Raw genomic sequence first — 22478 nt, forward strand, 5'->3', positions numbered from 1 at the left:
GCGTGCTGGCGACCTCCCGCCGGCATCGCGCGCCGCGGCGCGCCGCACCCAGCGACTGTTCCGTGCCTGGAGTCGGCACCGTGCACCGGCTAGCCTCGCGCCCATGATGACCTTCGAGGCGGGCGGGCTCGCGATGAGCATCCTGCTCGCCAGCGTCTCTGTCGCCTTGATCGTGCTCGCCGCCGTCGTGTTCGTCCACAGCCGGCGCACCGGGATTGTCCGGCTGTTCGGTCGAGTGGTGCATCGTCCTGGCCTCTGGGCGTCGGCGGTGGTGTGTCTGGGCGTTTCCGGCCTGCTCAGGATGAGCAGCATCGAGGAGGTCAGGCCCAGCAGCTGGCAGAAGCCGATATCGCTGATCGACGGCGTGCTGACGCTGGCCTTCCTCGTCCTGATGGCTACCTACTTGATCAGCGTGCAACGCGCCAAGCGTCGCCGTGACCGTGAGCCGCAGGCCAGGCCGTAACGAGCGCCAGCGGGGCCGGCGCCGTCGAACTCGGGGCGCTCGGCTGCCCGCGCCGCTGCGCGGCTTGCCCCAGGAGTACCCAGATCGCCCGAACGCCAGCTGGCTGGCCAGGCGACCCGGACAGCCCCAGGCAGAGACCGGCAGGGGTGCAGGGGCGGCTACTGGTTGTGGCGTCTGTTGCGCGAAACGATGCCAGGTTGGTTGCTCATCGCGAGCTGCCTGCTGTTCGTCGGCTTCTGGGTGGTCGGAGCTCTCTCCACGGGCCCGAGTGTGAAGGAGCTGGGTGCCCGAACGTACGCCGCGCAAAACCATGGCCAGTGGACGGTCATCAGTAAGGCCCAATACCTGCACTTGAAGGCGCAGGGGCAGCGAGGTTTTGTTTCGGCAGCGGGGGGATTTTGCGTGGCCGCTGCCGTCGTCTCCACCGCCCTGCTTCGCCGGGAGGCGCGGCGCGAGGCGGTGCGTCCGAAATCGTAGGCCCGCCGGGAGCAGGCTTCTACGCATCCCGGCCGGCGGGCCATTCGCGGGCCACAGATTGATGGGTGTGGTCGGCACTCGCGGGCCCGAGGATCATCGATCCCAAAAGGCAGGTTGACCCCGTCGTGCGATCGTCGGCCGAGGCGGACTGCGGACCCGCCGAGCCGGAGACGACCACCGCGCAGCGATCTTCACCTGATCCGGTGAGGGAAGGCGAGTGCCGCCCCTCGCTAGGCTGACGGCGCGGGTCGTTCGCCCGTCACATCCTCACTCCTCTTACACCCCGAGGAATCATGAGCAGATCAACGCTGCGCCGGTTCGGCGCACTGCTGCTGGGTGCCACCCTGGCCCTGACCGGGCTGGCCGCGCCGGCCCAGGCGGCAGACACAGGCTCCATCACGGGCCGGCTGACCGACGCTGGAGTCGCCGTCACCGGCGGCTCCGTCTACCTCTACGGCGACGACGTCGCCCACTGGGACTACGCGAGCCTCGACGACCAGGGCCGTTACGCGTTCGACGCGGTCCCTCCGGGCAAGTACCGGGTTAACTTCGAGGCCTGGGGCCACCCGACGCAGTTCGCCTACGGCAAGACCGACTGGTCGTCGGCGAATCTCATCACCGTTACGGCGGGAGGCGCGACGGTGGTCGACGACGAACTGCTGCCGGTCGGCACCATCACCGGGCGGTTGGTCGACCGGACCGGCGCTCCGGTGCCGTTCGCGTCAGTCAGTGCGGAGACCGTCGATTACAGCAGTTCCAGCTACGGCAGCACGGATCCCGACGGCAACTTCACCATCAACGTCGTGCCGGGCAGCTACCTCGTCCGGTTCGAGCTGGGCGCGTTCGGCCAGTACGCGTACGGCACTTTGGACCGCGACGCCGCGGCGGTCTTCGCGGTCACCGCGGGCGGCACGGTGACGGTCAACGACAGCCTGGTTCCCGCCGGCTCCGTGGCGGGCCGCTTCACCGACACGTCCGGCGCGCCGCTGTCCGGCGTGGACGTCTACGTGAGCAACGGTCAGTTCTTCGGCAGCGTCCAGACCGACGAGGACGGCCGCTACCGGCTCGACCAGATCCCCGTGAGCACCGGCTACACGGTCCAGTTCTACAACTCGGCGCTGTTCCTCCAGCAGTACGCCTACGGCACGGTGGATCCGTCGGCGGCGGCCCGGTTCACCGTCACCGAGGGCCAGACCACCACGGTCGACGACCAGAAGCTGCCGACGGGCAGCGTCCGCCTCACCGCTGTGGACTCGCGTACGGGCCAGCCGATCCTGAACTTCACCTCCAGCATCGGCATCGACTCGCGGGACACCGGAAACGGCGAGGTCATCTACCCGACCGTGCCCGTCGGCACCCACGAGATCTGGGCCAACGCCTCGGGCTACTCCTTCGACGGGGCTTCCGTGACGGTCGTCGCCGGCGAGCAGGCCGATGTCAGGCTGGTCATGGAGCCGCTGGCACGCGTCACCGCCACCGTGGTGGACGCCAGGACCGGCGCGCCGCTGGCCGGCGTGTGCATCGTCCCGGTACGAGTCGAAGAGGTCCGGATGCCGGACGGCTGTGGCGAGGTCACCGACGCGAACGGCAAGGTCACCCAGCTGATCTCGAAGGGTGCGGGCACCTACCAGCTGCTGGCCTGGCCGGACCAGGCCGAGGGCTACGGCGCCCAGTGGCTCGGTCCGCTCGGCGGCACCGGCGACCTGCGGCGCGCCACGCAGTTCGACGTGGAGTCCGGTGAGACGGTCACGCCCCCGGTCATCCGGATGGATCGCGCGGGCGTCATCGCCGGTCAGGTCTTCGGGCCGGACGGCGCCGCGCTGTCCCAGGGAGCCGTCCGGATCGCCGGCGAGCCGGTCGGCCTGGGCGGCGGCTTCGGTGCCTTCGCGATCGGCGACGAGGGTCGCTACCGGATCGACAAGCTCGGCCCGTACGAGTGGCCGCTCCTGTTCGATGTGCACGGGCAGGCCACGCAGTGGAGCGGCGGCGAGGGCAACCGCGATCGGGCCGACCGGATCACGGTCGTCGCGGGCGGCACCACCACCTACGACTACCGGCTCGAGGCCGGGGTCGCGGTGACGGTGGCGAGCACCACGCCGTTCAACGGGTTCCTGGTCGCCCGCAACGCCGACACCGGTGACATCGCCGGTGTGTGGTGGATCTCCGAACCGAACGTCGGCGTCGCCAGGCAGCTCGCCGGCGCGCAGCACATCCGCTTCGAGTACCACCCGGGCGAGGGCGGCCGCAGGTTCGTCGGCGGCGAGGACTTCGCCTCGGCGGCCACGTACAAGATCCACAAGCACAAGGACGCGGCGTTCGAGCTCACGCTCGGCTGATCACGTCGACGAAGGCCGGGCACGCTCGCCGTGTCCGGCCTTCCTGTGTCCGAGGCCGTCCATCTCGGCCCGTTCCGCCCGGCGTGGCTGGGTCGGCGGGCCCACTACGGGGTCTGGACAAGGACAATTCCGGCGCCGAACGTGCACGGCTGGCCTGTCCGCGCAGACGGCTGGCGCCGGGCACGGCCGTGCCCGGGGTCCCACCCGACTGTCGAAAGGGCGGGCACCAAGCCGGCTCAAGGCTCGAACAACTGTCCCTTAAACCAGGCTCCGAGTCTCGCGGCTACAAGGCTGGCCCCGACAGATGCCACGATCAACACGGTGGAGGGCCAGAGCAGCACCAGTCCCGCAACCGCCACACTGAACGCCGCCCCGAGTATCCTCGCCCGCCACCGAGACCGAGCGGCCCGCCGGGAACGGGAAGAACGAGCCTCGGTTGTGCTAGCCAACAAGCTCACGACTCCCTGACTGCCATGTGAGATGCATGCTCGAACACCCGTTGGGCGTATCGGGTTTCAGGGTGAAGGAGCGAGAAGCCGCAACTGTTCGGCCGCACAGCGTGCCCTCGGGATGCTTCCACCGAAGTGGCCAATGAGTCTCACGTTGTCGCCTCTGCTCATTCAGTCCCCTCCCGGCAGTCGAGAAGGCGGAACCGACCTTATAGCCGCATAAAGCAAGCAACCGGATAAATGGGGCAAAGTGTGTTCTGCTCGCGGATCGGCCTCGGCGGTCATCGGTCGTTTGAAGGACCGACAGCCCACCTGCCGCGAACGACAGGTTTGACTGCGCGTTCGCCATCACGTCACCCCCGGGGGCCTTGTCACCGCCGTCAGTGGCCTTACCGGCCCGAGCGAACGTGCCGACACCGTCATTGCCTTCGCAATGATCAATAGGTCGCGGCCGGAGGATCGGCCCCACCGCCTACGACAGGAGGCTGACTTCCGTCGTAGGCTGCGTCTCGCACGTGATGGGCAGGAGGCTGAGGTGGCCGAGACGACGCTGACCGAGACGACGGTGGCCGAGGTGATGGCCGAGCTGGCCGAGCTCGAGGACCCGAAGACACGCGAGGTGAACGAGAGACACGGTGACGATCACGGTGTGAACCTCGGCAAGCTGCGCGCGCTCGCGAAGCGGCTGAAGACGCAGCAGGAACTCGCGTGCCAGCTCTGGGAGACGGGTGACACCGCGGCGAGACTGCTGGCGATCCTGATCTGCCGCCCGAAGGCGTTCGAGCGTGACGAGTTGGACGTCATGTTGCGCGGGGCGCGCGCACCGAAGGTGCACGACTGGCTCGTGAACTACGTGGTGAAGAAGAACTCGCACTCCGAAGAGCTGCGCCTGGCCTGGTCCGCCGATCCGGATCCAGTGGTCGCGAGTGCCGGCTGGGCGCTGACCACCGAACGCGTGACGAAGAAGCCCGAGGGCCTCGACCTCGCGGGACTGCTCGACGTCATCGAGGCGGAGATGAAAGACGCCCCGGATCGCCTGCAGTGGGCGATGAACCACTGCCTGGCTCAGATCGGGATCGAGCACGCCGAGCACCGCGCCCGTGCAATCGGCATCGGTGAGCGCCTGGAGGTGCTCAAGAACTACCCGACTTCCCCGGGCTGCACGTCTCCGTTCGCGCCCATCTGGATCAGCGAGATGGTGCGCCGACAGCACGATAAGTAGGAAGGTCCGCGCTCACGCTCGTGCCGCTACTCCCTCAGAACGCGCATCCGATCGCGGACAGGGTGTCCCCGCGGGCGACGGTGTAGGTGGCGGGAGCGTCGCTGGTAGGGCGGCGGGCTGGGTCGCGATGGGCGTGCTGCGACCGGCGGATTGCATGGGCGGGTGGGGTGTGTTGTCGCTAGTTGTGGCGGTTGGGCCGGGTGCGGCGTGGGCGGGCGCGCCTCCGGCGGTGGCGCTGACGGCGGTGGCACGAGCATCACCGCGGCCGGGTGCTTCAGCGGGCCCGGCAGGCGCACCGCGTCCCCCGAAACCGCGACTGGTTGCAGGTGATAGATCGATTGTTGTTGCGCTTCCGGCGTTGGAACCGATGTGCATTGCGAGGGGCTAGTAGCTCCGGCACGACGCAGTCATGATCGACCGGCGCAGAGGAGCTTCCATGCGTATCCGTCCATTGCTCGCCGCCGGGGCGACCTTCGCCCTCCTCGTGACGCTGAATCCATCGGTCGCTTCGGCGGTCGTCGACGTCGGGTCGCCGGGCGTCGACCGGCTCGATGTCCGTCGTACGGCTGAATCAGTGAGACCGACCGACGCGCAGCTCAGGGCGGTGCGGGAGTTGGTCGAAGCGGCGGGCGCCGGCACGCGGGTCAGCTGGGACGGGCGGTTCGGTACGCCTCGGACGATTCGCAAGGACGGTGGCTGGCTCAACGGTCCCCGCTCGGGGGATCCGGTTGGGGTGGCCCGGTCCTTCATCGATTCCCACCGCGACGCGTTCGGCCTCACGTTGGCGGACGTGGCGGCGCTCACCGTCGTGCGGAACCACGAACTCGTCGGCACCGGCACCCACGTGGTGAACTTCGCGCAGACATATGCCGGCCTGCCGTCATTGCGGGGTGGGCGGCTCGGCGTGACGGTGACCAGCGACGGGAAAGTCCTGTCCTACGCGGGCAGCTCAACCCGCAGCGGCGGGCTCACCGCTGCACACAAGCTGTCCGCGGCACAGGCGCTGCACGGCGTGGTCGGCAAACTCGCCCCGGGCGTCATGTACGCGGCGCAGCCGACCGGGGAACGCGCAGGGTTCCAGGTCTTCGCCAAGGGCCCCTTCGCCGCTGAGTCGTATGTGCAGAAGGGCGCGTTCCCGACCCGGGACGGGGCTCGGCCGGCGTACCGGGTGCTGTTCGTCAAGGCGTTGGACCAGGCGTGGGACACCGTCGTCGACGCGGCGACCGGGGAGACGCTGTACCGGGCGTCCCTGGTGGCGCACGACGCCGAAGGCACCGTCTACGAGAACCATCCGGGCGCGCCGGCCGGCGGCGCGCCGGTCGTCAAATCGTTCGGACCGACTACCCAGTCGCCGTCGGGCTACGTCGACCCGACTGGGCTGGCCGGAATCCAGGGGCCAACGACCTTCGGCAACAACGCCAACTCGTACGCCAACTACTCGAACTTCCTGGTGCCCGCCGACCAGGGTCCGCGGCCGGTGAGTCCGACCGCGCAGTTCAACTATGCCTACGGTGCCAACTGGACCCGTACCGAGGGGCAGACCGTGCCGCCGAGCTACGCCCAGGACCTTGATGCGGCGGCGACGAACCTGTTCTGGCACCACAACCGCATTCACGACGAGTTCCGCGCGCTGGGTTTCACCGAGTCCGGGGGCAACTTCCAGACCAACAACGGCGCCAACGGCGGCCAGGGCGGCGATCCCATCCTCGGGCTGGTGCACGCCGGCGCGGTCAGCGGCGGCGCGCCCACCTACACCGGCCGGGACAACGCCTACATGCTCACCCTGCCCGACGGCATTCCGCCGTGGAGCGGGATGTTCCTGTGGGAGCCGATCAACGACACGTTCGAAGGGCCGTACGCGGACGGGAACTTCGACGCCTCCGTCATCGAGCACGAGTACGCGCACGGGCTGTCCAACCGCTACGTCAGCGGTGAGGACAACGCCCTCAACACCCACCAGTCCGGGTCCATGGGCGAGGGTTGGGGCGACTGGTATGCGCTGAACTACCTCCACGGCAACAAGCTCGCCACCACGGCCGTGGTCGGCAAGCATGTAACCGGCAACGCCGACCGCGGCATCCGCAACTGGAGCTACGACCAGAACCCCACCGGGTTCGGTGACATCGGCTACGACCTCGGCGGCGCCGAGGTGCACTCCGACGGGGAGATCTGGACGGCGATCCTGTGGGACATGCGCAAGGCCCTCGTCGCCCGCTACGGCGAAGCGGCTGGCGGTGAGATCGCGGCGCGGCTGGTCACCGACGCGATGCCGCTGTCCCCGGCCGACCCGTCCTTCGTCGACATGCGCGACGCGATCCGCACCGCGCTGGACAACCGGTACCACAGCAGGTTGGACTACGCCGCGCTGGTGGACGTCGTCTACGGCGCCTTCGCCAAGCGGGGTCTGGGCGTGCACGCCGCCACCGACGGCGGTGAGGACACCGACCCGGTGCCATCGTTCGCGCACGTGAACCCGGCCCGCAACGGCACCCTGACGGGCACCGTCGTCAACGCCGCCACCGGCAAGCCGGTCCCCGGCGCCCGCATCATCCTCGGCGTGTTCGAAGCGAGGGTGACGCCGCTGCGCACGTCGTCCGCCGACGGCGGGTTCTCCGCTCCGGTGACCGCCGGGACCTACCCGGTGACAATCGCGGCCGAGGGCTTCGGCGCCCGCACCTTCCCCGGCGTGAAAATTACCGCCGGTAAGACATCCGCCCTGCGGTTCGCGCTCACGCCCAACCTCGCGTCCGCCGCCAACGGCGCAACCGTCGCCTCGGCCACCGCGAGCGGCGCCGGACGACTGATCGACGACACCGAAGCGAGCAGCTGGAAAGCCGCCGCGGACACCGGCAACGCGGTCATCAAGCTGGCCGCCCCGGCACAGATCTCCTCGATCCAGATCAGCGCGTTCACCACCTCCCGATTCGAGGGCCTGCGCGGATTCACCCTGCAAACCTCCACCGACGGCACCAACTGGCAGACCGTCCTGGCCCGCCCGGACGCGTTCGGCTACCAGATACCCCGCCCCACCGCACCCGACCTGCACTACAAGCAGTTCGCGCTGCCGAAGCCGGTGCAGGCCCAGTACGTGCGGTTCTGGACCGACAGCGCGCTCGGCGAGACGAAGAAGGACGTGCAGGTGGCCGAGCTGCAGGTCTTCTCGCAGACCGCGACCGGAGTCGAGCCGCTGCCACCGTCACCGCCGGACGCGCCGGTGACCGAGAGCGGGATCATCGTGGCGGGCAACCCGTCCACCGGCACGGCCGACGACGCCACCGGCGTGACGGCCACGGCGTTCAAGTCCACCTGCGCGGTACCGGTGGCGCCGGTGCAGGGCGCGGACGGTTGGGTCACGAAGCTGCCGGACAGCTTCGGCGACGGCGCGCACGAGGTGCAGGTACGCGGCGGCACCGCCACCCCGTACGACTTCGACCTCTACTTCTACGACGAGTCGTGCACGCTGCTCGGATCGGCGGCGTCGGCGGCCGCCGACGAGTCCGGCACCATCCCGTCCGGAACCCGCTACATCCTGACCCAACTGTGGCTCGGCGCCGCAGTGCCCTTCACCGTCACCGCCACGGACACCAGGTGAGGTTCGGGCGCGTGCTGCCCAATCCCCGACGGACCACGGTGGCGATCACCGAAGTCCCGCTTCACACCATATCTTGTCATCCACTATATTGGGTGGATGGCTTCTCGGGCGATGACGGAACCAGCCTTCTTCATCCTCACCGCGCTGCTCGACGCACCGCGCCACGGCTACGGCATCGTTGCCGAGGTGGCGGAGCTGTCCCGGGGACGCGTGCAGCTCAAGATCGGCTCCCTGTACGGCGTGTTGGACCGACTCGTCGCGGACGGCCTGGTGGAGCTGGACCGGGAGGAGGCATGGCAGGGCCGGCTCCGCCGGTACTACCGGTTGACCGAGCGGGGCCGCCATGCGCTTGCCGCGGAGGCTGAACGGCTGGCCGCGAACGCCCGTATCGCCTCAGTCCGGCTAGGCGAGCAGCGGAGCCCGATCGCGGGAACGACGCCGTCATGAGTCGGCTGGAGGAGCGCTACCGCTTCCTGTTGCGGCTGCTGCCCGTCGACTACCGGCGCGAGTGGGAGGACGACATGGTGGCGGCCTTCCTGGAGAGCATGGACACCGGCGATGCGGAAACCACCGCGTACGCCGCCGACTACGGCCGGCCGCACCTGTCCGAGGTCGCCAGCGTCATCGCCCTCGCCGCCCGGCTGCGGCTCGGCGGGACCAGCGCCCCACCCCGCTCGTACGCGTGGGGGCAAGCTGTCCGACTGGCCACCCTGATGGCGACGTTGGCCCACGCCGTGATGGTCACCGCCAGCGTGGCCATCACGGCGTGGCTGTCCGGAAAGATCGCATGGTTGCCCGCCCCGGCACCCGAATGGGCGCTCGTTTCGCCGGACAACCTCTGGCGCACCGCGTGGGACCTGGCCGGCTACGCGTGGCTGCCGGCATACATCGCGCTCGTCCTCGGACACCGGCGCGTCGCCCAGGCGGTGGCCCTGCTCGCCATTTTGCCCCCCGCCGTGACCAGCGCCGTGCAACAAGCTGCCGGCGAGGTCCCGCTGTCCGCGTCGCCGTGGGTGATGCTGCTCCTCGACGGTGTCCTGGTACTCGCCATGGCAGCGTTCCACCACGACGCCGAACCAGTGCCGCGCCGTCCGTGGTTGCGCGCGCTACCGATCGGCATTCTCCTCGTCCCCGTGCCGCTGTTCGCCATCCAGGCCACCAGTCAGGCACTGCGACTGCTGGACTGGCCCGGCCTGGCCTGCGCCGTCGTCAGCGTCGCCATCGTGATCCACCTCGCGGGCAGGCAACCCCATGGGTCATCTCGCGCGCTGCCGTGGTCGCTGGCGTTCACCCTGCTCGCCGCCACGACCCTCGCCCTGCGAATGGCGACCCTGCCCGACTACAGCCACCAGGCACAGCACACCGCACTGCTCACGATCGGCGCAGTACAGGCAACCCTCGTTCTAGCGGTGGGCGCACCACTGGCGGTACTGGCCATCCGAGCACTGCGCCGACTACCCCCAGTACCGACGGAACCGCCAGGATCCACCACACGAACCACGTAGGGACCACCGACCCTGCCCGCCACTGTGCGGTGACGGCGGCATGACGCGTGCTCCGGACAGGTCTGCGTCAAGCCGAGGCGGGCGTTTTCTGGCGGCAGGGGATTGATCCGCCCGACGCGCCGTCGGAGGGCGGACCGGCAAGCCGGGCAGCTGCCCTGCCAGGACCGTGGCGGGGGACGTTACGGCGCCACCGGACGTCGAGGCGTCCCTCACTGTCATCGACGGTCAGGATGCACAGGTGTTGACGCAATCGGGCTTGCATACGAACCGCGTCCGCCGCTTCAGCCGTCAATGACACCCAGCGTGGGTCGTGTCGGTCGAGCTCGACGTGCGTGAGGCACTGTCGCAGCCACTTCCATCACCGTCGGCACGGCCTCGGCCATGGCGTTAGGCCGGCGTCGCCGGTTGGCACAGCAGCTCACCCGTGGTCGAGTCCTGACACAGGTATCGGCTCCCGTCATGCATCCATCCCCACAACAGGTCCTCGAACAAGGGTTGCCCACAGTGCCGGCACACGGCAGCTCGGCGTTGCTCAGGCACTGTTTGTGACGCCTGCGCAGGGCTGTCCGATGCCTCAGTTGTCACCCTTGCGGATTCCGCCGTGGCGGTATCGCTGGCGCGGCGACGGCGGGCCGGCGTCGGTGTGTGCATCGGCGGTATCGGCTCAGCCATTAGATGCTTTCTGTGGGTGCGGCGGGTTCGGAGTGAGCGGGGCCCCGGGGGTCTGGGGCCCCGCCCGTCCGAGAGGCCGTGGAGCGCGACCTCCCTGAAATACCGGCGTAGCACCTCGCGGTCCTGTTACACACGCCGTCGCTGCTCACGGTGGCGCGGATCCTCTGTTGGCTGGTCTGGGGCGGCGAACGGTCCACTTCTGCAGCGTGTCCTGCACCCGTGACGAGACAGGTGGTGTCGGCGCGTCCTTCGTCGCAACCATCTGCTCGTTGAGGCTCAGGGCGTCGGGCTGCCCGGGATCTCACCGCCGGCGTCTCAGACCTGGGCGGCCCGTCAGTCCGGCATCGGACGCGTGCTCGACGCCCTTTCATCCACCGGCACCTGACGGACCTTCCACCCGTACCGGGTGGGCCGCTCGCGGCGGGGCTGCCTGTGCCACGGCCAGGGCGTCGAGCGGGTCACCGAGATGATCGACGCGAAGAGGCCGAAGGAGTACGACGCGGCCGTCGCGTTGTTGGTCGACCTGAGGGCGCTGGCTGAATGGGGCGACCAGGTCCCGGCGTTTTCGGCAGCGGGTGCGGGAGTTGCGGCAGCGGCATGCCCGTAAGCCGAGCATGCTGGACCGTCTCGACCGGGCCGGGCTCGCTGGACAAGCCGACAGGGACTGGTCAACGGCGGTCGCCGGGTCACCGGGGCCCGGCGGAGATCCGCCGTGCCCCGGTCCACCCCACTCGGGTGATTATGCGGCGGATGCCGTGAGCTGGGGATACTTGTCGGCGAGCAAGGGTCGCGTAGTCTGCAGGAATAGGTAGCCTGCCGGCATGAGTGCCGACGCGTGGGCAGCCGAGCCGGCTGACCCGGCACGGGCACACCGTGGCGGGGTCACGACGCTGATGTCACAGCACTTCACGGTCGCGACGGTTACCACGCTCCGACACGCCCTCGAGACGAAGGTCTCCGCTGCGGGACTGGTGGGCGATCCCGGCTTCGACTTCGTGCTCGCCGTGCACGAACTGGTCACCAACGCCGTCCGCCATGGCGGCGGCCACGGGCGCATCGAGTTGCGCCGCGAGGAAGACGTCCTGATCTGCGAGGTCACTGACCAGGGCGCCGCGGCTGACAACTTGCCCGTGCGACTGCCGGAGGTCGACGTGGCCGGTGGGCGTGGGCTGTGGCTGGCCCGCCAGCTGACCGACGGGCTCATCCTCACGCGCCGACCCGACGGGTTGACCGCCACGGTCGCCGTGTGCTTGGAGCCACTGAGCGGTCCCGACATCAGCGCAGCATTGGGCGCACGACAGAACGACGATTTCAGCAGCCCTGGGGAGGGCCACGAGTGATGAACCCGCAGCCGAGCTGGCAGCACCAGGTCTGCGTCGAGCCGGACCGCAGGATCGTCCTGCTCTCCGGGGAAATCGACGTCAATGGAGCGGGAGGCCTCTTGGACCTCCTCAACTACACGATCGACGCTGCGCAGCGGGTAGACGTCGACATGGCAGCGGTTCAGTTCATTGACTCGACTGTCATCGGCGCACTGATCACCGCCCGGAACACGGCGACGGCAGCGGGGAGACAACTCGTCGTCACCAACCCCAGCAGGAACGCCCGTCGAGTCCTGGGTATCACCGGCGTGCTCGACGCCCTTTCGCCCACCGGCACCTGACGGACCTTCCACCCGTACTGGTGGGACGGGGGAGTGAAGATGTCGAGAGGCGTTTTTGTGCCCCCCGGTTGACCGCTACGCCTACGCGTCGAAGAAGAAGCCGAGCCGGTGGCTCAGAGGTAGTTGAACAACGGGGGAAAGACCAGGACCACGATCCAGGCCCACGCCGCGTACACCGGGAGATAGCCGGTCTGCCAACGCTCGATCGCCGCGAACGGGGTACGCCGGCGGACGAAACCCAGCACCAGCCACGCCGACCAGGCGAGGTTGGCCAGCAGGATGACGTTCTCCCCGAGTGCCGCCGCCTTGTTGGGTGTGGTGCCGTACTCGGTGATGCGCCCGGTGATCTCCACCAGCACCAGCACATCGATGACCAGGGCGCTGACCACGAGGGCGAGCTGCAGCTTGTCGAACAGCCCGGGTGGGGCCAGCGGATCGCGGGCCGAGATCGAGTAGAGCAGCAACCCCAGCACCACGACCAGCAGCAGGTCGAACAGGATCAGCGCTTCCCGCTCGACGTCGATGCCGGCGCTGGTCACGACGAGGGCGACGAGGAAGGCCAGCAGCGCCGCGGTGAACAGCGGAGTGAACAGGCGCGTGAGTACGGGGGCGATGTTCTCGACGACACTCTGCTTGGCCTCGACGAGCCACCCGGCCACCACCACCGCGGCCGCGGCACCGCAGGGAAGAAGCCACTGCGAGATGAAGTGTTCCGGGGAGATCCCGATGGCCTCGAAGGTCCCGAACATGAACGCGATCAGCACCCCGCCACCGAGGGCGATGAGCACGTAGTAGACGAAGCATTCGCCGGTGAAGCGGATGAAGTCCATGCGTCGGCGTGAGGAGACCAGATCGTCGGCCACGTAGGCCAGGCCGACCACGAACCACAGGGCGATGGGGAGGTGGATGCTGGTCAGGACCACCGACTGGGAGTCGTCCGTGAGCGGATAGGCGTTGGCCGCCACGGTGCCGAGCGCGAACAACGCCAGCAGCACACCGATCAGCGCTTTCGTGGCGTGACGACGCCAGGCCAGGAAGGCTGCCAGCCAGGGCAGCGTGAACAGGCCGACGTTGGGCGCGTAGAACGCGCCATCCTCTTCGAGGCTCATCCCGAACAGTTCCGGCACCTTGATGGAGGCTGCCGCGCCCGCCGCGCAGGCGACCATCGCGAGGAGGTCACGCCGCGACCGGCTGTCCGTCACCGGGCTGTCGCTCTCGCCGGTCAGCACCAGTTGCTTCCACAGCCGTTCCGAATGCTCCCGGGCGAACTCGCGGGACAGGTCGTCCAGGCTCCCCATGCGTTTGACCGCGACGAGGAACGCCTCGTCGGCGCGCAGGCCAACGGCGACGAGCTCGTCGACGGACCCGCGGAGGTGGTCCTCGAGTTCTTCGGCGTCGCACCGCTGCAGCTCCCGCCGGCGCTGCACGTAGTGACGCCACTGCGCGAACTGGGCCTCCAAGCCGTCCTGATCGTCGGGCGTCGTCATGCCAGGCCCTCCACCGGAATCGCCCTGAACGGCCGCGAATCGCCGGGGCCCGGCCAGATCTCCTTGAGCGCGCCCACGACCGTGTCCCACTGGCGGCGCTGCTCGGCAAGCTCAGCCGTGCCCTTGCTGGTGATGCGGTAGTACTTGCGCCGCCGCTCGCCAGTTACCGACTGCCAGCTCGACTCCACGTAGCCGAGGCGCTCGAGCCGGTGCAGCAACGGGTAGAGCAGTCCCTCGGTCCAGTCCAGCTCTCCACCCGACAGCTCGTTGATCCGTCTCAGGATGGCGTACCCGTAGCTCTCCCCCTCGGCCAGGATGCCCAGCACCATCGGTGTCGCCGAGGCGGCCACGAGATCCTTCGCGACCTTCACGAGACCTCCCGCGTCCCATAACCTAGAACTGCAATGCATAGTAGTGCTAGGTATCGTTCGGGCGCCAGGGGCTGTGGCGACTCGGCTCGCAGATCCGGCCGCACGGCACTGCGGGGGAACCGGCATGCTGGGTGGGTGACGGTTACTGGTGTCGTTCGCGAGTTCGACAGTGAGGCCGGGTGGGGCGTGATCGACGCTCCCGAGGTGCCGGGTGGTTGCTGGGCGCACTTCTCCGCGATCGCTGCCGACGGGTTCCGACGGCTGAGGCCCGGGCAGGAGGTCACGTTCCGGTTCGAGGCCGCCAGCCAGGACGGGTACCGGTACCGGGCCTTGATGGTCTGGACGGGGACGGAACCGGCGGGATCGACGGCCGGGAACCGAGCCAGTGTCGCCTACCGCAGCTCACTGACCATCACCTTCGAGGACCAGGCGGAATCCGACGGGCGCTGAACCAGCCGGTGGCCGGTGGGAACCACCGTGCCTCCGCGTGCGTCCTGGATGGTGTGAAGCTGCGCGCCGCGATTCTGCTCGCCCTGACCACTCTCAGTCTCGGCCTCGTCGTGGTCGTCCCACCGGCGACGCCCGGCTGGGCCTGCTCGTGCGTCTTCAGCCCGAGCCAGGCGGACGCACGGGCGGACCTCATCGTCGTCGGTACGGTCACCGAGGTGACGAACACCGCCGTCCAACTCGCCGTCGATTCGGTCGAGAAGGGCAGCCTCGGGGCCGGGACCACCCTCCGGCTGCGCGCACGCCGCGGCGAGGCCAGCTGCGGCTACGACTTCCGCACCGGCAAACGGTACCGGGTGAACTCCGTCGACGGCGCGACCGGGTTGTGTACGGGGATCGGCCCGTTGCCGGCCGCACCGTCCGCCCCCGCGGCAGCCCCGACGGATGTCACCGCCGCCCCTGCGCCCCCGCGATCGTCGGGACGCTGGTGGCTCGGGGGCGGTGCGATGCTGACCGTCCTCGCCGCCGGACTCGTGGCCGTGGCCCTGCGCCGACGCCGCGGCGCGTCGCCCGGGTAGCCATCGCCCAGGCGGCAACCGCCGGCCGGTGGCGCCTCGACAGACGGTCAGGCGGGAGACGCGGCCCCGGAGGAGCGCACGTTCGAAGGTGCGCGGTCCACGTACGACGGCCGACGATGTGGCTCTCGTGCGTGCCGTGACCGGGGAGGCGCTGGGATGAAGCCGTTCCGTATCGAGATCCCGCAGGTCGAGATCGACGACCTGCGCCGTCGCCTCGCCGACACCCGGTGGCCGCCCGAGCCGGCCGTCGACGGTTGGGAACGTGGCGTGCCGCAGGGCTACCTGCGGGAGTTGGCCGAGTACTGGCGGTCCGGGTACGACTGGCGGGCGGCCGAGGCGGAGCTGAACCGGTACCTCCAGTTCGTCACCGAGATCGACGGTGCCACCGTGCACTTCCTGCACGTCCGGTCCCCCGAGGCGGGCGCGACGCCGCTCATCCTCACGCACGGCTGGCCGGGCAGCTTCCTGGAGTACGTCGACCTCATCGGGCCGCTGACCGATCCGCGCGCCCACGGCGGGGACCCCGCGGACGCCTTCCATGTGGTGATCCCGTCGTTGCCCGGGTACGGCTTCTCCGGCCCGCTCACCGAGACCGGGTGGGGTGTGCCCCGCATCGCCCGGGCGTGGGCGGAGCTGATGCACCGGCTCGGCTACGACCGGTACCTGCCGCAGGGCACCGACTTCGGGTCCTGGGTGACGGTCGCGCTCGCCGCGACTGACTCCGGCCACGCGATCGGCGCGCACGTCAACTTCCTCATCACGCCGCCTCCGGGCGATCCTCGGGAGTTGGGCGCTCTCGATGAGGACACCGGTCGGCGGCTGGCCCGGCTGGGGCGTTTCCTGGCCGAGGAGTCCGGCTACATGAAGCTCCAGGCCACCCGGCCCGTCACCGTCTCGTACGCCCTCACCGACTCGCCCGTCGGGCAGCTCGCCTGGATCGTCGAGAAGTTCAAGGAATGGACCGACTCCGGCAAGAGCCCCGAGGACGCCGTCGACCGGGACCGGCTGCTCACCAACGTCTCGCTCTACTGGTTCACCCGGAGCGCCGGCTCCTCCGCCCAGCTGTACTACGAGACGGCCGACATGCTCCCGGTCAGCGACGCACCACGACGGCAGCCCCCGGTGCCGGTGCAGCTCGGGGTGGCGGTCTTCCCGCACGACCCGTCGCAGCCCGTCCGGGCCTGGGCCGACCAGGCGTTCCCGAACATCGTGCGGTGGACCGAGTACGAGCGGGGCGGCCACTTCCCCGGGTTGGAGCAGCCCGGTCTCCTGGTCGACGACATCCGCCAGTTCGTCCGGGCTCTCGGCCGCGTCTGAGCGCCGGCGTACGCTCAGGCGCCCGGCGCGCCGGTCTGTCGTGCCTCGGCGACCGCCGCCTCGACGGACCGCTCGGCGGCCGTGGTGCGCTGCACCACCTGTACGAGGACCTGTTTGACGCTCTCCAACCCCTGCAGCAAGGGCCCCGGCTGCCCGCCCCGCAGGACCAGCGTCACGAGCCGCTGCGCGTCGCTGACCTGGGTGATGGTCGCCGTCGACGCCGCACGGGCGCCGACGATGCCGTCCCGTACCGGGCCCAGTCCGGCGACCGTCTCCTCCGGCGTGGCCTCGCGGGGAACGGCGGCCGTCGCCGTCGTCGCCTCACCGATCGACGTGGCGAGGCCGCTCAGCCGCCCCTGCACCGTGGCGATCGCACCGCGTACCCGTGTTATGCCCGCCGCGACCGCCGCGAAGCCGGCACCGGCGGCGCGGAGCGCGACCTCCTGGGCCTGCTGGTCGGCGGCCGCGGTCAGTGCCTGCGCCCGCTCGACGCCGGCGGACAGGGTACGGAGTTCGGCGGTGATCTTCTCGATGTGCGACACGGACGGGCTTCCTCCAGTGCACGGCGGGTGACGACGGATGGTCCACAGACGACACCGGGGCTGCGGCGGCGGTGTGCCCGTTGGTAGTCTCGCGCGTCCTGGGGAGAGACGGAAACGGACCGTGAGGTGATGGGTATGGGGGGCATCGATCCGTCCGGGCTGGGCCGGTCGCTGGAGGAGGCGATGCGGCTGTTGGGCCAGGCCACCGGCGCCGGCACGGCGCAGCCGGGCGGGCCCGAGAGCCAACCGGACACCGAGGGGCTGGTGGGCCGTGGTGCCGGCGGGGACGGCCTGGTCGAGGCGGAGGTCTCCGCGTTCGGCCGGCTGGAGTCACTGGTGATCGACCCGAGCCTGCTGCGTGCCGGCACGACCGCCATCGCCGAGTACGTGGTGGAGGCCGTACGCGCGGCGCAGGACGACGAGCGGGCCCGGCGCGCCGAGACGCTGGGCGCGGCCGTGCCGGACACGGCGGCCCTGGCGCGGCAGCTCGAGCGCGTCTCGGAGGACGCGTTCCGCGGGTTCAACCGGATGATCAGCGATCTCGACGCCGCCACCCGGCGGATGGACCGGCGGTGACCCCATGTCCGACGGGATCCAGGTCGACGTCGCGGCGTTGCGTGCCGCGGGCGGATCGCTCGACACCACGGGCCAGCAGCTCGGCGCGGAGGTCACCAGCCTCGAAGGCACCGTCACCGGCTCGGGCAGTCCGTGGGGCTCCGACGAGGCGGGCTCGCTCTTCGGCGCCGTCTACGTCGAGGTGCTGACGCACGCGCTCGACGTCTACCGGTCGATGGCCGACCAGCTGCTGGAGGTCGCGGAGAACCTCAACAACGGCGCGGACGCCTACGAGGCGATCGAGACCACGAACGCGGAACTCTTCAACAGGATGGAGCTGCCCGGTGGGTATGCAGCTGCCTCCTGAGCTGGCGGAGGCCCTGGGCTGGGTCGGCTTCACCTGGCCGACGGCCGACGAGGAGCTGCTGTTCGAGGCGTCGCAGATGTGGTTCGCGTTCGCCGGGCGGCTGCGTACGGCCGTCGGGGACGCGGAGAAGGGCGCGGCGCAGGTTTTCGGCGCCAACAGCGGCGACGACATCCGGGTGTTCGAGCAGGTGTGGCGTGGCGAGGAGGGCCCGCCTCGCCGCATCGAGGACGGCGCGCAGGCCGCCGAGCTGATCGGCATGGCGTTGCTCGTGATGGCGATCATCACGCTCGCGCAGAAGATCCTCGTGATCATCCAGCTGACGATTCTCGTGGTGCAGGTGGCGATCGCGCTGGCGGCGGCGGCGCCCAGTCTCGGCGCCTCGCTCGCCCAGATCCCGGTCTCGATCGGCATCGCCCGGATGGCGATCCAGCGGATCGTCAAGGAGGTCGTCGAGCGGGTCGCCAAGGAGATCATCCCGCGGCTGCTGAAGCGGGCGAAGACGCTGCTGCGCCGGTTCAGCCGCAAGGGCCGGGGTCCCGGCGGCGGCCGCCGTCCCGGCATTCCCGGCCCGCACACGACACCCCGGTACCACAACACCAAGCCGATGCTCGACAAGTACAGGAACGAGCATCTTCCCGGCGGATTCTTCCCGACCCCGGTGCGCCGGCTCACCCCGGAACAGCTCGAGGAGCACCGGGTCTTCTTCGACGGCAACGGGATCCTGCGCAGCGCCAAGGACGGCCGTCCGTACGACACGTCCGGCTCGAGCACCGTCTTCAGCGGCAACGGCCAGGCGATCTTCGTGATGGACCGCAACGGCAACATCTACGCGTCCACGTATCAGAAGGTCGGCGACTTCCACCACTCCACGCTCGGCAACGGCCAGCCCGTGGCGGCGGCCGGGGAGCTGGTGGTCAAGGACGGTAAGGTCCAGCTCGCGACCGCGCGGAGCGGCCACTACCAGCCCGACCCGAGCCACATGGCCAACCTCGACGCCGAGTTCAAGCGCAACGGCCTCGGCGACGTCCCGATTCAGAGCTGGGACGGCAGCCGGATCTTCTAGGAGACAGCGGAACATGGGCATGGACAACTGGAAGGGCCACGTCAACGGGATCCTCTACGGGATCCAGTTCGACCGGGCCCTCGACGACGCGGTGGTCACCCGGGTCGCCGACGGGGTGGTCGGCGGGCTCTACCCCGGTGACCGCGCGGAGACGCTGGACGCGCTCACCCAGGCGCTGCGGTATCCGGGTCCGCTGAACGACCAGGTCGAGGCGCCGCACAGCGAGGAGAGCATCCGCGCGTTCCTCGGCAAGCTCTCGGCGGCCCTGGCGGCACGCGCCTGATCGGCACGCGCGCCTGACCGGCACGCGCCTGACCGGCACGGCTTTCGGCGGCACGGGCTGAGCGGCCCGGCGGTCAGTCGGCCCGGTGCAGCGGCCCCCACTCCGCCGAGGCCTGCGCCTCCACCGCGCGGTCGGCCTCATGCAGCGCCCGCTCCGACACCCATGCCACCGGGCGGTGGCAGCGTACGAGCGGTTCGTTGTCCGGTCCCCGGCCGAGCTGCTCACCCACCAGCACCCACGGGCGTACGCCGGGACCGCGCAGCTCGCGCAGGTGGCAGTAGTCGTAGAGCCGGCGGGCCACCCACAGGCGCAGCGGTCGGCCACCCCACCACGGCTCGACCGCGAGCGGGTTCGCGGAGAGGCCGGGCAGGTCGATGCCGGTCAGCGCGTCCTTGCTCGACTGCTCCGTGCCGTACCCGCCGGACAGGTCCGCGTCCGGACCCCGGGACCAGCGGATGTACAGCTCCTCCTCGGGACCGGTCCGGCGCAGCAGGTCGACGAGCTGGTCCAGATCGTCGACGACCGGCATGACCGCCTCTTGACGTACCCCGCTCATGCCCTCTTGTGCCCCCCCGACCGTTCGACCATGCCTGCCGTTCCGCAAGTGTCAGCCCCGCCGGTAGCTCTCCTCGTCGTAGCGACCGACCCGCTGGCGGTAGTCCGGGCGGTCGTACGCGTCGGGCTCGAAGGCCGGTGCAGAAACGTCCGGGCAATTTGTGGTTCGCCGGAACATGTGTCTGCGAAATTCGTCATATTCGGCGTCCATCTATGGATGCGTGGTGGTTGCCGCAGGTCGGCCGGGCCGGAATCGGCGGCCGGCACACCGGACCGTAATCGGGAGTGGCTCTGCCGCACATTCGACCGATGACGCTGCGCCGCGATTCTGGTCCCGCATCCGCCGGACAGAAGAGAGGCGACAGACATGTTCCGTGCCATTCGTCGAACCGCAATCGTGCTAGCGCTCGCGGTGGGGCTGGTCGGTGGGGTCGGAGCGGCCGCGCAGGCCGCCGTCAACCCGGTCACCCCGCAGTCGCTCTGCGGCCTGGGCTACGTCGTTCGGGACCAGGACCCCATCCACCACTCGCAGACCCGTGAGCGGCTCGGCACCGTCTACCTGATGTACAACACCCTCACCGGGTACGGCTGCACGGCCACCATCAAGTCCGCGTACGTCGGCACGCTCACCCGTACCCAGGTCTACCTCTCCGCGCAGTACCTGCCCACTCAGGTCGACGACGCCAACAAGCTCTACGCGGCGGGCCCGACGCGGGCGTACGTGCGCGGCGGCTGCACCATCTGGGGTGGCTTCATGGCCGACCCGTCCGGCGCCATCCATTACCACGACCGGGCGAACCCGGCGATCGGCGGCATCGGCACCTGCTTCTGATCCAGCTGGGCGGGCCCGCACCGGTAGCTAGGTGCGGCCCGCCCGCCGCTTCCGCCCGTGGCGGCCCCGGATCGGGACTACCGTCGGTCGGATGGGGCGGATGCGTGGCGTCCACGAGCGTCCGGAGGGGTTCACGTACCAGCCGGAGCTTCTCGACGTCGACGAGGAACTCTCCCTGCTGACCGCGCTGTCCGCGTACGACTTCGGCGAGGTCCGCATGCACGGCCAAATCGCCCGGCGGACGGTGCGGCAGTTCGGCTTCCGCTACGACTACGGCTCTTTCCAGCTCACCGAGACCGAGGCGTTGCCGGTGGAACTTCACGGGGTGCGGGAGCGGTGCGCCGCCCTGGCCGGCGTTCCGGCCGGCAGCCTCTCGCAGGCGCTGGTCACCCGCTATCCGCCCGGTTCGGTCATCGGCTGGCACCGCGACGCCCCGGCCTTCGGCCCGACCGTCGTCGGTCTGTCGCTGGGCTCCGCGTGTCTGTTGCGGTTCCAGCGGGGTCGCGGTCCGGAGCGCCGGGTGTACGAGGCGGAGCTGGCACCACGCTCCGCGTAGGTGCTCGCCGGCGCGGCCCGGACGGCCTGGCAGCACAGCATCCCGCCGGTGCCCGAGCTGCGGTACTCGATCACCTTCCGTCAGCTGCGGGGTGGCTGAGTCGGTTCGCCGTCCCGCCGCCGGCCCGGTGGCATACTCGGTCGCCATGGTGCTGTCGCGCGGCTGGGCGTTCTTCCTGATCGGGGTCGGCGTCTGGACCTGGGTGATCTGGCCGCGGTTCGCCGTCGCCATCTGGAAGGACCCCCGCTCCTGGTCGACCGGCACGGTCGGGGACTTCCCGGCGACGGGGTTCCTCTGGATCCACGCCCTGCTGATCGCGGCGTCCCTCGTCATCGGTACGACCGTCGGCGTGCTCGGTGTTCGTGCCCTGCGCGCCACCCGCCGGCGATCGACCTCCTGACCTGGGAGGCGCCGGAGCACTGCCCCAGCGGTTCGGCGTGGCTGCAGCGTCGGGGTCGACCCGGAATGCGGGCTGAGGGCGTTGCTGCTCCGTGCCGGCGTTTTCCGGCGCGGTTCCGGTCTCCAGGTCAGGCCCGGAATGCGGGGCGCGGGTGAGGCGTTGCAGCTATCAGTGGGTGCCTTCGGCCTAGGGGCCAGGCATCGTCGCCGGAACCGGCGACGCCGCTTCGGGGAAGTGTGACGCGGGCCGCTTCCCATGGATTTGACGTTCAAACCCGCAGACGCGTAACTTTCTCTTTGCCAGCGCGGAACGGGGCAAACAGGGCGAAAGACCTGAAGCTCCGGGACGGGAATGGCACCGGCGCCCGAGGGGTTGAACCCCTTGCGACGTCGGTCGGGCGGGGCCCGCTGGATCTGCCGGGAGGCGGATTTGGTGAGGCGGAACCGACCGGGTATGGTTAACGACCGGCAGGGCACCGGGCGAGCCAGCGGGTAACCGCGGCGGCCGGCCTGCTGAATCCGATGATCGAACCAGCGGTGCGCCGCTGCGTGCGATCATCGGCGCCTGACCGTACGAAGCGTGACAGACCGGGACACACGGTTTGACACGGCGGAGACGGTGAGGTAACGTAGTAAAAGTGCCCGGCGCGGGAGCGGCGGGTGGGTGATAGCCCCGGATGGGGCCCACGTGGTGGGTTTCCGGATGGTGTGTGGTTGTTCTTTGAGAACTCAACAGGGTGCTTGATA

At 69.8% G+C, this 22478-nt stretch carries 24 protein-coding genes; 19 read left to right on the top strand and 5 right to left on the bottom strand.

Features of this window, described 5'->3' with window-relative positions; translation table 11 throughout:
* The first annotated feature begins 103 nt into the window (after positions 1–103).
* The 9 genes from ACTMS0_RS28150 (at position 104) to ACTMS0_RS28190 (ending at position 12379) form a co-directional block, all read left to right on the top strand.
* Complete coding sequence (locus ACTMS0_RS28150) at positions 104–463, top strand: hypothetical protein (protein WP_441158294.1); 360 nt, start codon at positions 104–106, stop codon at positions 461–463.
* A gap of 201 nt (positions 464–664) precedes the next feature.
* The gene (locus ACTMS0_RS28155) at positions 665–940 is read left to right on the top strand and encodes a hypothetical protein (protein WP_441158295.1); all 276 of its coding nucleotides are present in this window, start codon (positions 665–667) and stop codon (positions 938–940) included.
* A gap of 293 nt (positions 941–1233) precedes the next feature.
* A complete protein-coding gene (locus ACTMS0_RS28160; protein ID WP_441158296.1) occupies positions 1234–3276 on the top strand; it encodes a carboxypeptidase regulatory-like domain-containing protein in 2043 nt (680 codons plus the stop codon).
* A gap of 984 nt (positions 3277–4260) precedes the next feature.
* Positions 4261–4947 (top strand): DNA alkylation repair protein, encoded by a 687-nt coding sequence (locus ACTMS0_RS28165; RefSeq protein WP_441158297.1) that lies wholly within the window; start codon positions 4261–4263, stop codon positions 4945–4947.
* A gap of 436 nt (positions 4948–5383) precedes the next feature.
* Positions 5384–8539 (top strand): M36 family metallopeptidase, encoded by a 3156-nt coding sequence (locus ACTMS0_RS28170; RefSeq protein WP_441158298.1) that lies wholly within the window; start codon positions 5384–5386, stop codon positions 8537–8539.
* A gap of 111 nt (positions 8540–8650) precedes the next feature.
* Complete coding sequence (locus tag ACTMS0_RS28175; RefSeq protein WP_441158299.1) at positions 8651–8986, top strand: PadR family transcriptional regulator; 336 nt, start codon at positions 8651–8653, stop codon at positions 8984–8986.
* Positions 8983–10044 carry a hypothetical protein gene (locus tag ACTMS0_RS28180; RefSeq protein WP_441158300.1) on the top strand — a complete coding sequence of 354 codons (1062 nt, stop codon included), beginning with the start codon at positions 8983–8985 and terminating at the stop codon, positions 10042–10044. The genes ACTMS0_RS28175 and ACTMS0_RS28180 overlap by 4 nt, the downstream gene beginning before the upstream one ends.
* Before the next feature lie 1493 nt (positions 10045–11537).
* On the top strand, positions 11538–12056 hold the full coding sequence (locus ACTMS0_RS28185) for an ATP-binding protein (RefSeq protein WP_441158301.1): 519 nt from the start codon (positions 11538–11540) through the stop codon (positions 12054–12056).
* The gene (locus ACTMS0_RS28190; RefSeq protein ID WP_441158318.1) at positions 12056–12379 is read left to right on the top strand and encodes an STAS domain-containing protein; all 324 of its coding nucleotides are present in this window, start codon (positions 12056–12058) and stop codon (positions 12377–12379) included. Before ACTMS0_RS28185 ends, ACTMS0_RS28190 begins: the two co-directional genes overlap by 1 nt.
* Positions 12380–12492: 113 nt before the next feature.
* Here the strand turns inward: ACTMS0_RS28190 and ACTMS0_RS28195 are convergent, their stop codons facing one another.
* Positions 12493–13866: a permease prefix domain 1-containing protein gene (locus ACTMS0_RS28195; RefSeq protein WP_441158302.1), complete on the bottom strand. Its 1374-nt coding sequence runs from the start codon at positions 13864–13866 to the stop codon at positions 12493–12495.
* The gene (locus ACTMS0_RS28200) at positions 13863–14237 is read right to left on the bottom strand and encodes a PadR family transcriptional regulator (RefSeq protein WP_441158303.1); all 375 of its coding nucleotides are present in this window, start codon (positions 14235–14237) and stop codon (positions 13863–13865) included. Before ACTMS0_RS28200 ends, ACTMS0_RS28195 begins: the two co-directional genes overlap by 4 nt.
* Positions 14238–14372: 135 nt before the next feature.
* Between ACTMS0_RS28200 and ACTMS0_RS28205 the strand changes: the two genes are divergently transcribed.
* The 3 genes from ACTMS0_RS28205 (at position 14373) to ACTMS0_RS28215 (ending at position 16579) form a co-directional block, all read left to right on the top strand.
* The gene (locus tag ACTMS0_RS28205; protein WP_441158304.1) at positions 14373–14687 is read left to right on the top strand and encodes a cold-shock protein; all 315 of its coding nucleotides are present in this window, start codon (positions 14373–14375) and stop codon (positions 14685–14687) included.
* 53 nt (positions 14688–14740) lie between these two features.
* Positions 14741–15262, top strand: coding sequence for a hypothetical protein (locus ACTMS0_RS28210; RefSeq protein WP_441158305.1), 522 nt, complete (start codon positions 14741–14743; stop codon positions 15260–15262).
* 156 nt (positions 15263–15418) lie between these two features.
* Positions 15419–16579: an epoxide hydrolase family protein gene (locus ACTMS0_RS28215; protein ID WP_441158306.1), complete on the top strand. Its 1161-nt coding sequence runs from the start codon at positions 15419–15421 to the stop codon at positions 16577–16579.
* Between the two features lie 14 nt (positions 16580–16593).
* Here the strand turns inward: ACTMS0_RS28215 and ACTMS0_RS28220 are convergent, their stop codons facing one another.
* Complete coding sequence (locus tag ACTMS0_RS28220; RefSeq protein WP_441158307.1) at positions 16594–17121, bottom strand: DUF6244 family protein; 528 nt, start codon at positions 17119–17121, stop codon at positions 16594–16596.
* A 135-nt stretch (positions 17122–17256) separates the two neighbouring features.
* On the opposite strand from ACTMS0_RS28220, the gene ACTMS0_RS28225 reads away from it, so the two are divergent.
* The 4 genes from ACTMS0_RS28225 to ACTMS0_RS28240 are packed head-to-tail and all read left to right on the top strand — an operon-like array spanning position 17257 to position 19389.
* Entirely contained in the window at positions 17257–17697 is a 441-nt protein-coding gene (locus ACTMS0_RS28225) for a YbaB/EbfC family nucleoid-associated protein (protein WP_441158308.1), read from the top strand.
* 4 nt (positions 17698–17701) lie between these two features.
* Entirely contained in the window at positions 17702–18043 is a 342-nt protein-coding gene (locus ACTMS0_RS28230; protein WP_441158309.1) for a WXG100 family type VII secretion target, read from the top strand.
* Complete coding sequence (locus ACTMS0_RS28235; RefSeq protein WP_441158310.1) at positions 18021–19106, top strand: hypothetical protein; 1086 nt, start codon at positions 18021–18023, stop codon at positions 19104–19106. Before ACTMS0_RS28230 ends, ACTMS0_RS28235 begins: the two co-directional genes overlap by 23 nt.
* A gap of 13 nt (positions 19107–19119) precedes the next feature.
* Positions 19120–19389 (top strand): hypothetical protein, encoded by a 270-nt coding sequence (locus ACTMS0_RS28240; RefSeq protein WP_441158311.1) that lies wholly within the window; start codon positions 19120–19122, stop codon positions 19387–19389.
* Positions 19390–19462: 73 nt separating this feature from the next.
* Here ACTMS0_RS28240 and ACTMS0_RS28245 read toward each other — a convergent pair whose 3' ends face one another.
* Positions 19463–19918, bottom strand: a complete 456-nt coding sequence (locus tag ACTMS0_RS28245) for a DUF6098 family protein (RefSeq protein ID WP_441158312.1) — start codon at positions 19916–19918, stop codon at positions 19463–19465.
* A gap of 78 nt (positions 19919–19996) precedes the next feature.
* A complete protein-coding gene (locus tag ACTMS0_RS28250) occupies positions 19997–20122 on the bottom strand; it encodes a hypothetical protein (RefSeq protein ID WP_441158313.1) in 126 nt (41 codons plus the stop codon).
* 219 nt (positions 20123–20341) lie between these two features.
* Between ACTMS0_RS28250 and ACTMS0_RS28255 the strand changes: the two genes are divergently transcribed.
* The 3 genes from ACTMS0_RS28255 (at position 20342) to ACTMS0_RS28265 (ending at position 21732) form a co-directional block, all read left to right on the top strand.
* Positions 20342–20776, top strand: a complete 435-nt coding sequence (locus ACTMS0_RS28255) for a hypothetical protein (protein WP_441158314.1) — start codon at positions 20342–20344, stop codon at positions 20774–20776.
* Between the two features lie 91 nt (positions 20777–20867).
* Entirely contained in the window at positions 20868–21332 is a 465-nt protein-coding gene (locus ACTMS0_RS28260) for an alpha-ketoglutarate-dependent dioxygenase AlkB (protein WP_441158315.1), read from the top strand.
* 91 nt (positions 21333–21423) lie between these two features.
* On the top strand, positions 21424–21732 hold the full coding sequence (locus ACTMS0_RS28265; protein WP_441158316.1) for an SCO4848 family membrane protein: 309 nt from the start codon (positions 21424–21426) through the stop codon (positions 21730–21732).
* Positions 21733–22478 lie beyond the last annotated feature (746 nt).

Origin of the sequence: Micromonospora sp. H33 (assembly GCF_052068455.1) — a bacterium.
Lineage (GTDB): Bacteria > Actinomycetota > Actinomycetes > Mycobacteriales > Micromonosporaceae > Micromonospora.

Coding starts and splice junctions, on each gene's coding strand:
- ACTMS0_RS28150 (WP_441158294.1), top strand. CDS start 104: ATGATGACCTTCGAGGCGGGCGGGCTCGCGATGAGCATCCTGCTCGCC.
- ACTMS0_RS28160 (WP_441158296.1), top strand. CDS start 1,234: ATGAGCAGATCAACGCTGCGCCGGTTCGGCGCACTGCTGCTGGGTGCC.
- ACTMS0_RS28170 (WP_441158298.1), top strand. CDS start 5,384: ATGCGTATCCGTCCATTGCTCGCCGCCGGGGCGACCTTCGCCCTCCTC.
- ACTMS0_RS28175 (WP_441158299.1), top strand. CDS start 8,651: ATGACGGAACCAGCCTTCTTCATCCTCACCGCGCTGCTCGACGCACCG.
- ACTMS0_RS28180 (WP_441158300.1), top strand. CDS start 8,983: ATGAGTCGGCTGGAGGAGCGCTACCGCTTCCTGTTGCGGCTGCTGCCC.
- ACTMS0_RS28185 (WP_441158301.1), top strand. CDS start 11,538: ATGAGTGCCGACGCGTGGGCAGCCGAGCCGGCTGACCCGGCACGGGCA.
- ACTMS0_RS28190 (WP_441158318.1), top strand. CDS start 12,056: ATGAACCCGCAGCCGAGCTGGCAGCACCAGGTCTGCGTCGAGCCGGAC.
- ACTMS0_RS28195 (WP_441158302.1), bottom strand. CDS start 13,866: ATGACGACGCCCGACGATCAGGACGGCTTGGAGGCCCAGTTCGCGCAG.
- ACTMS0_RS28215 (WP_441158306.1), top strand. CDS start 15,419: ATGAAGCCGTTCCGTATCGAGATCCCGCAGGTCGAGATCGACGACCTG.
- ACTMS0_RS28225 (WP_441158308.1), top strand. CDS start 17,257: ATGGGGGGCATCGATCCGTCCGGGCTGGGCCGGTCGCTGGAGGAGGCG.
- ACTMS0_RS28230 (WP_441158309.1), top strand. CDS start 17,702: ATGTCCGACGGGATCCAGGTCGACGTCGCGGCGTTGCGTGCCGCGGGC.
- ACTMS0_RS28240 (WP_441158311.1), top strand. CDS start 19,120: ATGGGCATGGACAACTGGAAGGGCCACGTCAACGGGATCCTCTACGGG.
- ACTMS0_RS28245 (WP_441158312.1), bottom strand. CDS start 19,918: ATGCCGGTCGTCGACGATCTGGACCAGCTCGTCGACCTGCTGCGCCGG.
- ACTMS0_RS28250 (WP_441158313.1), bottom strand. CDS start 20,122: ATGTTCCGGCGAACCACAAATTGCCCGGACGTTTCTGCACCGGCCTTC.
- ACTMS0_RS28260 (WP_441158315.1), top strand. CDS start 20,868: ATGGGGCGGATGCGTGGCGTCCACGAGCGTCCGGAGGGGTTCACGTAC.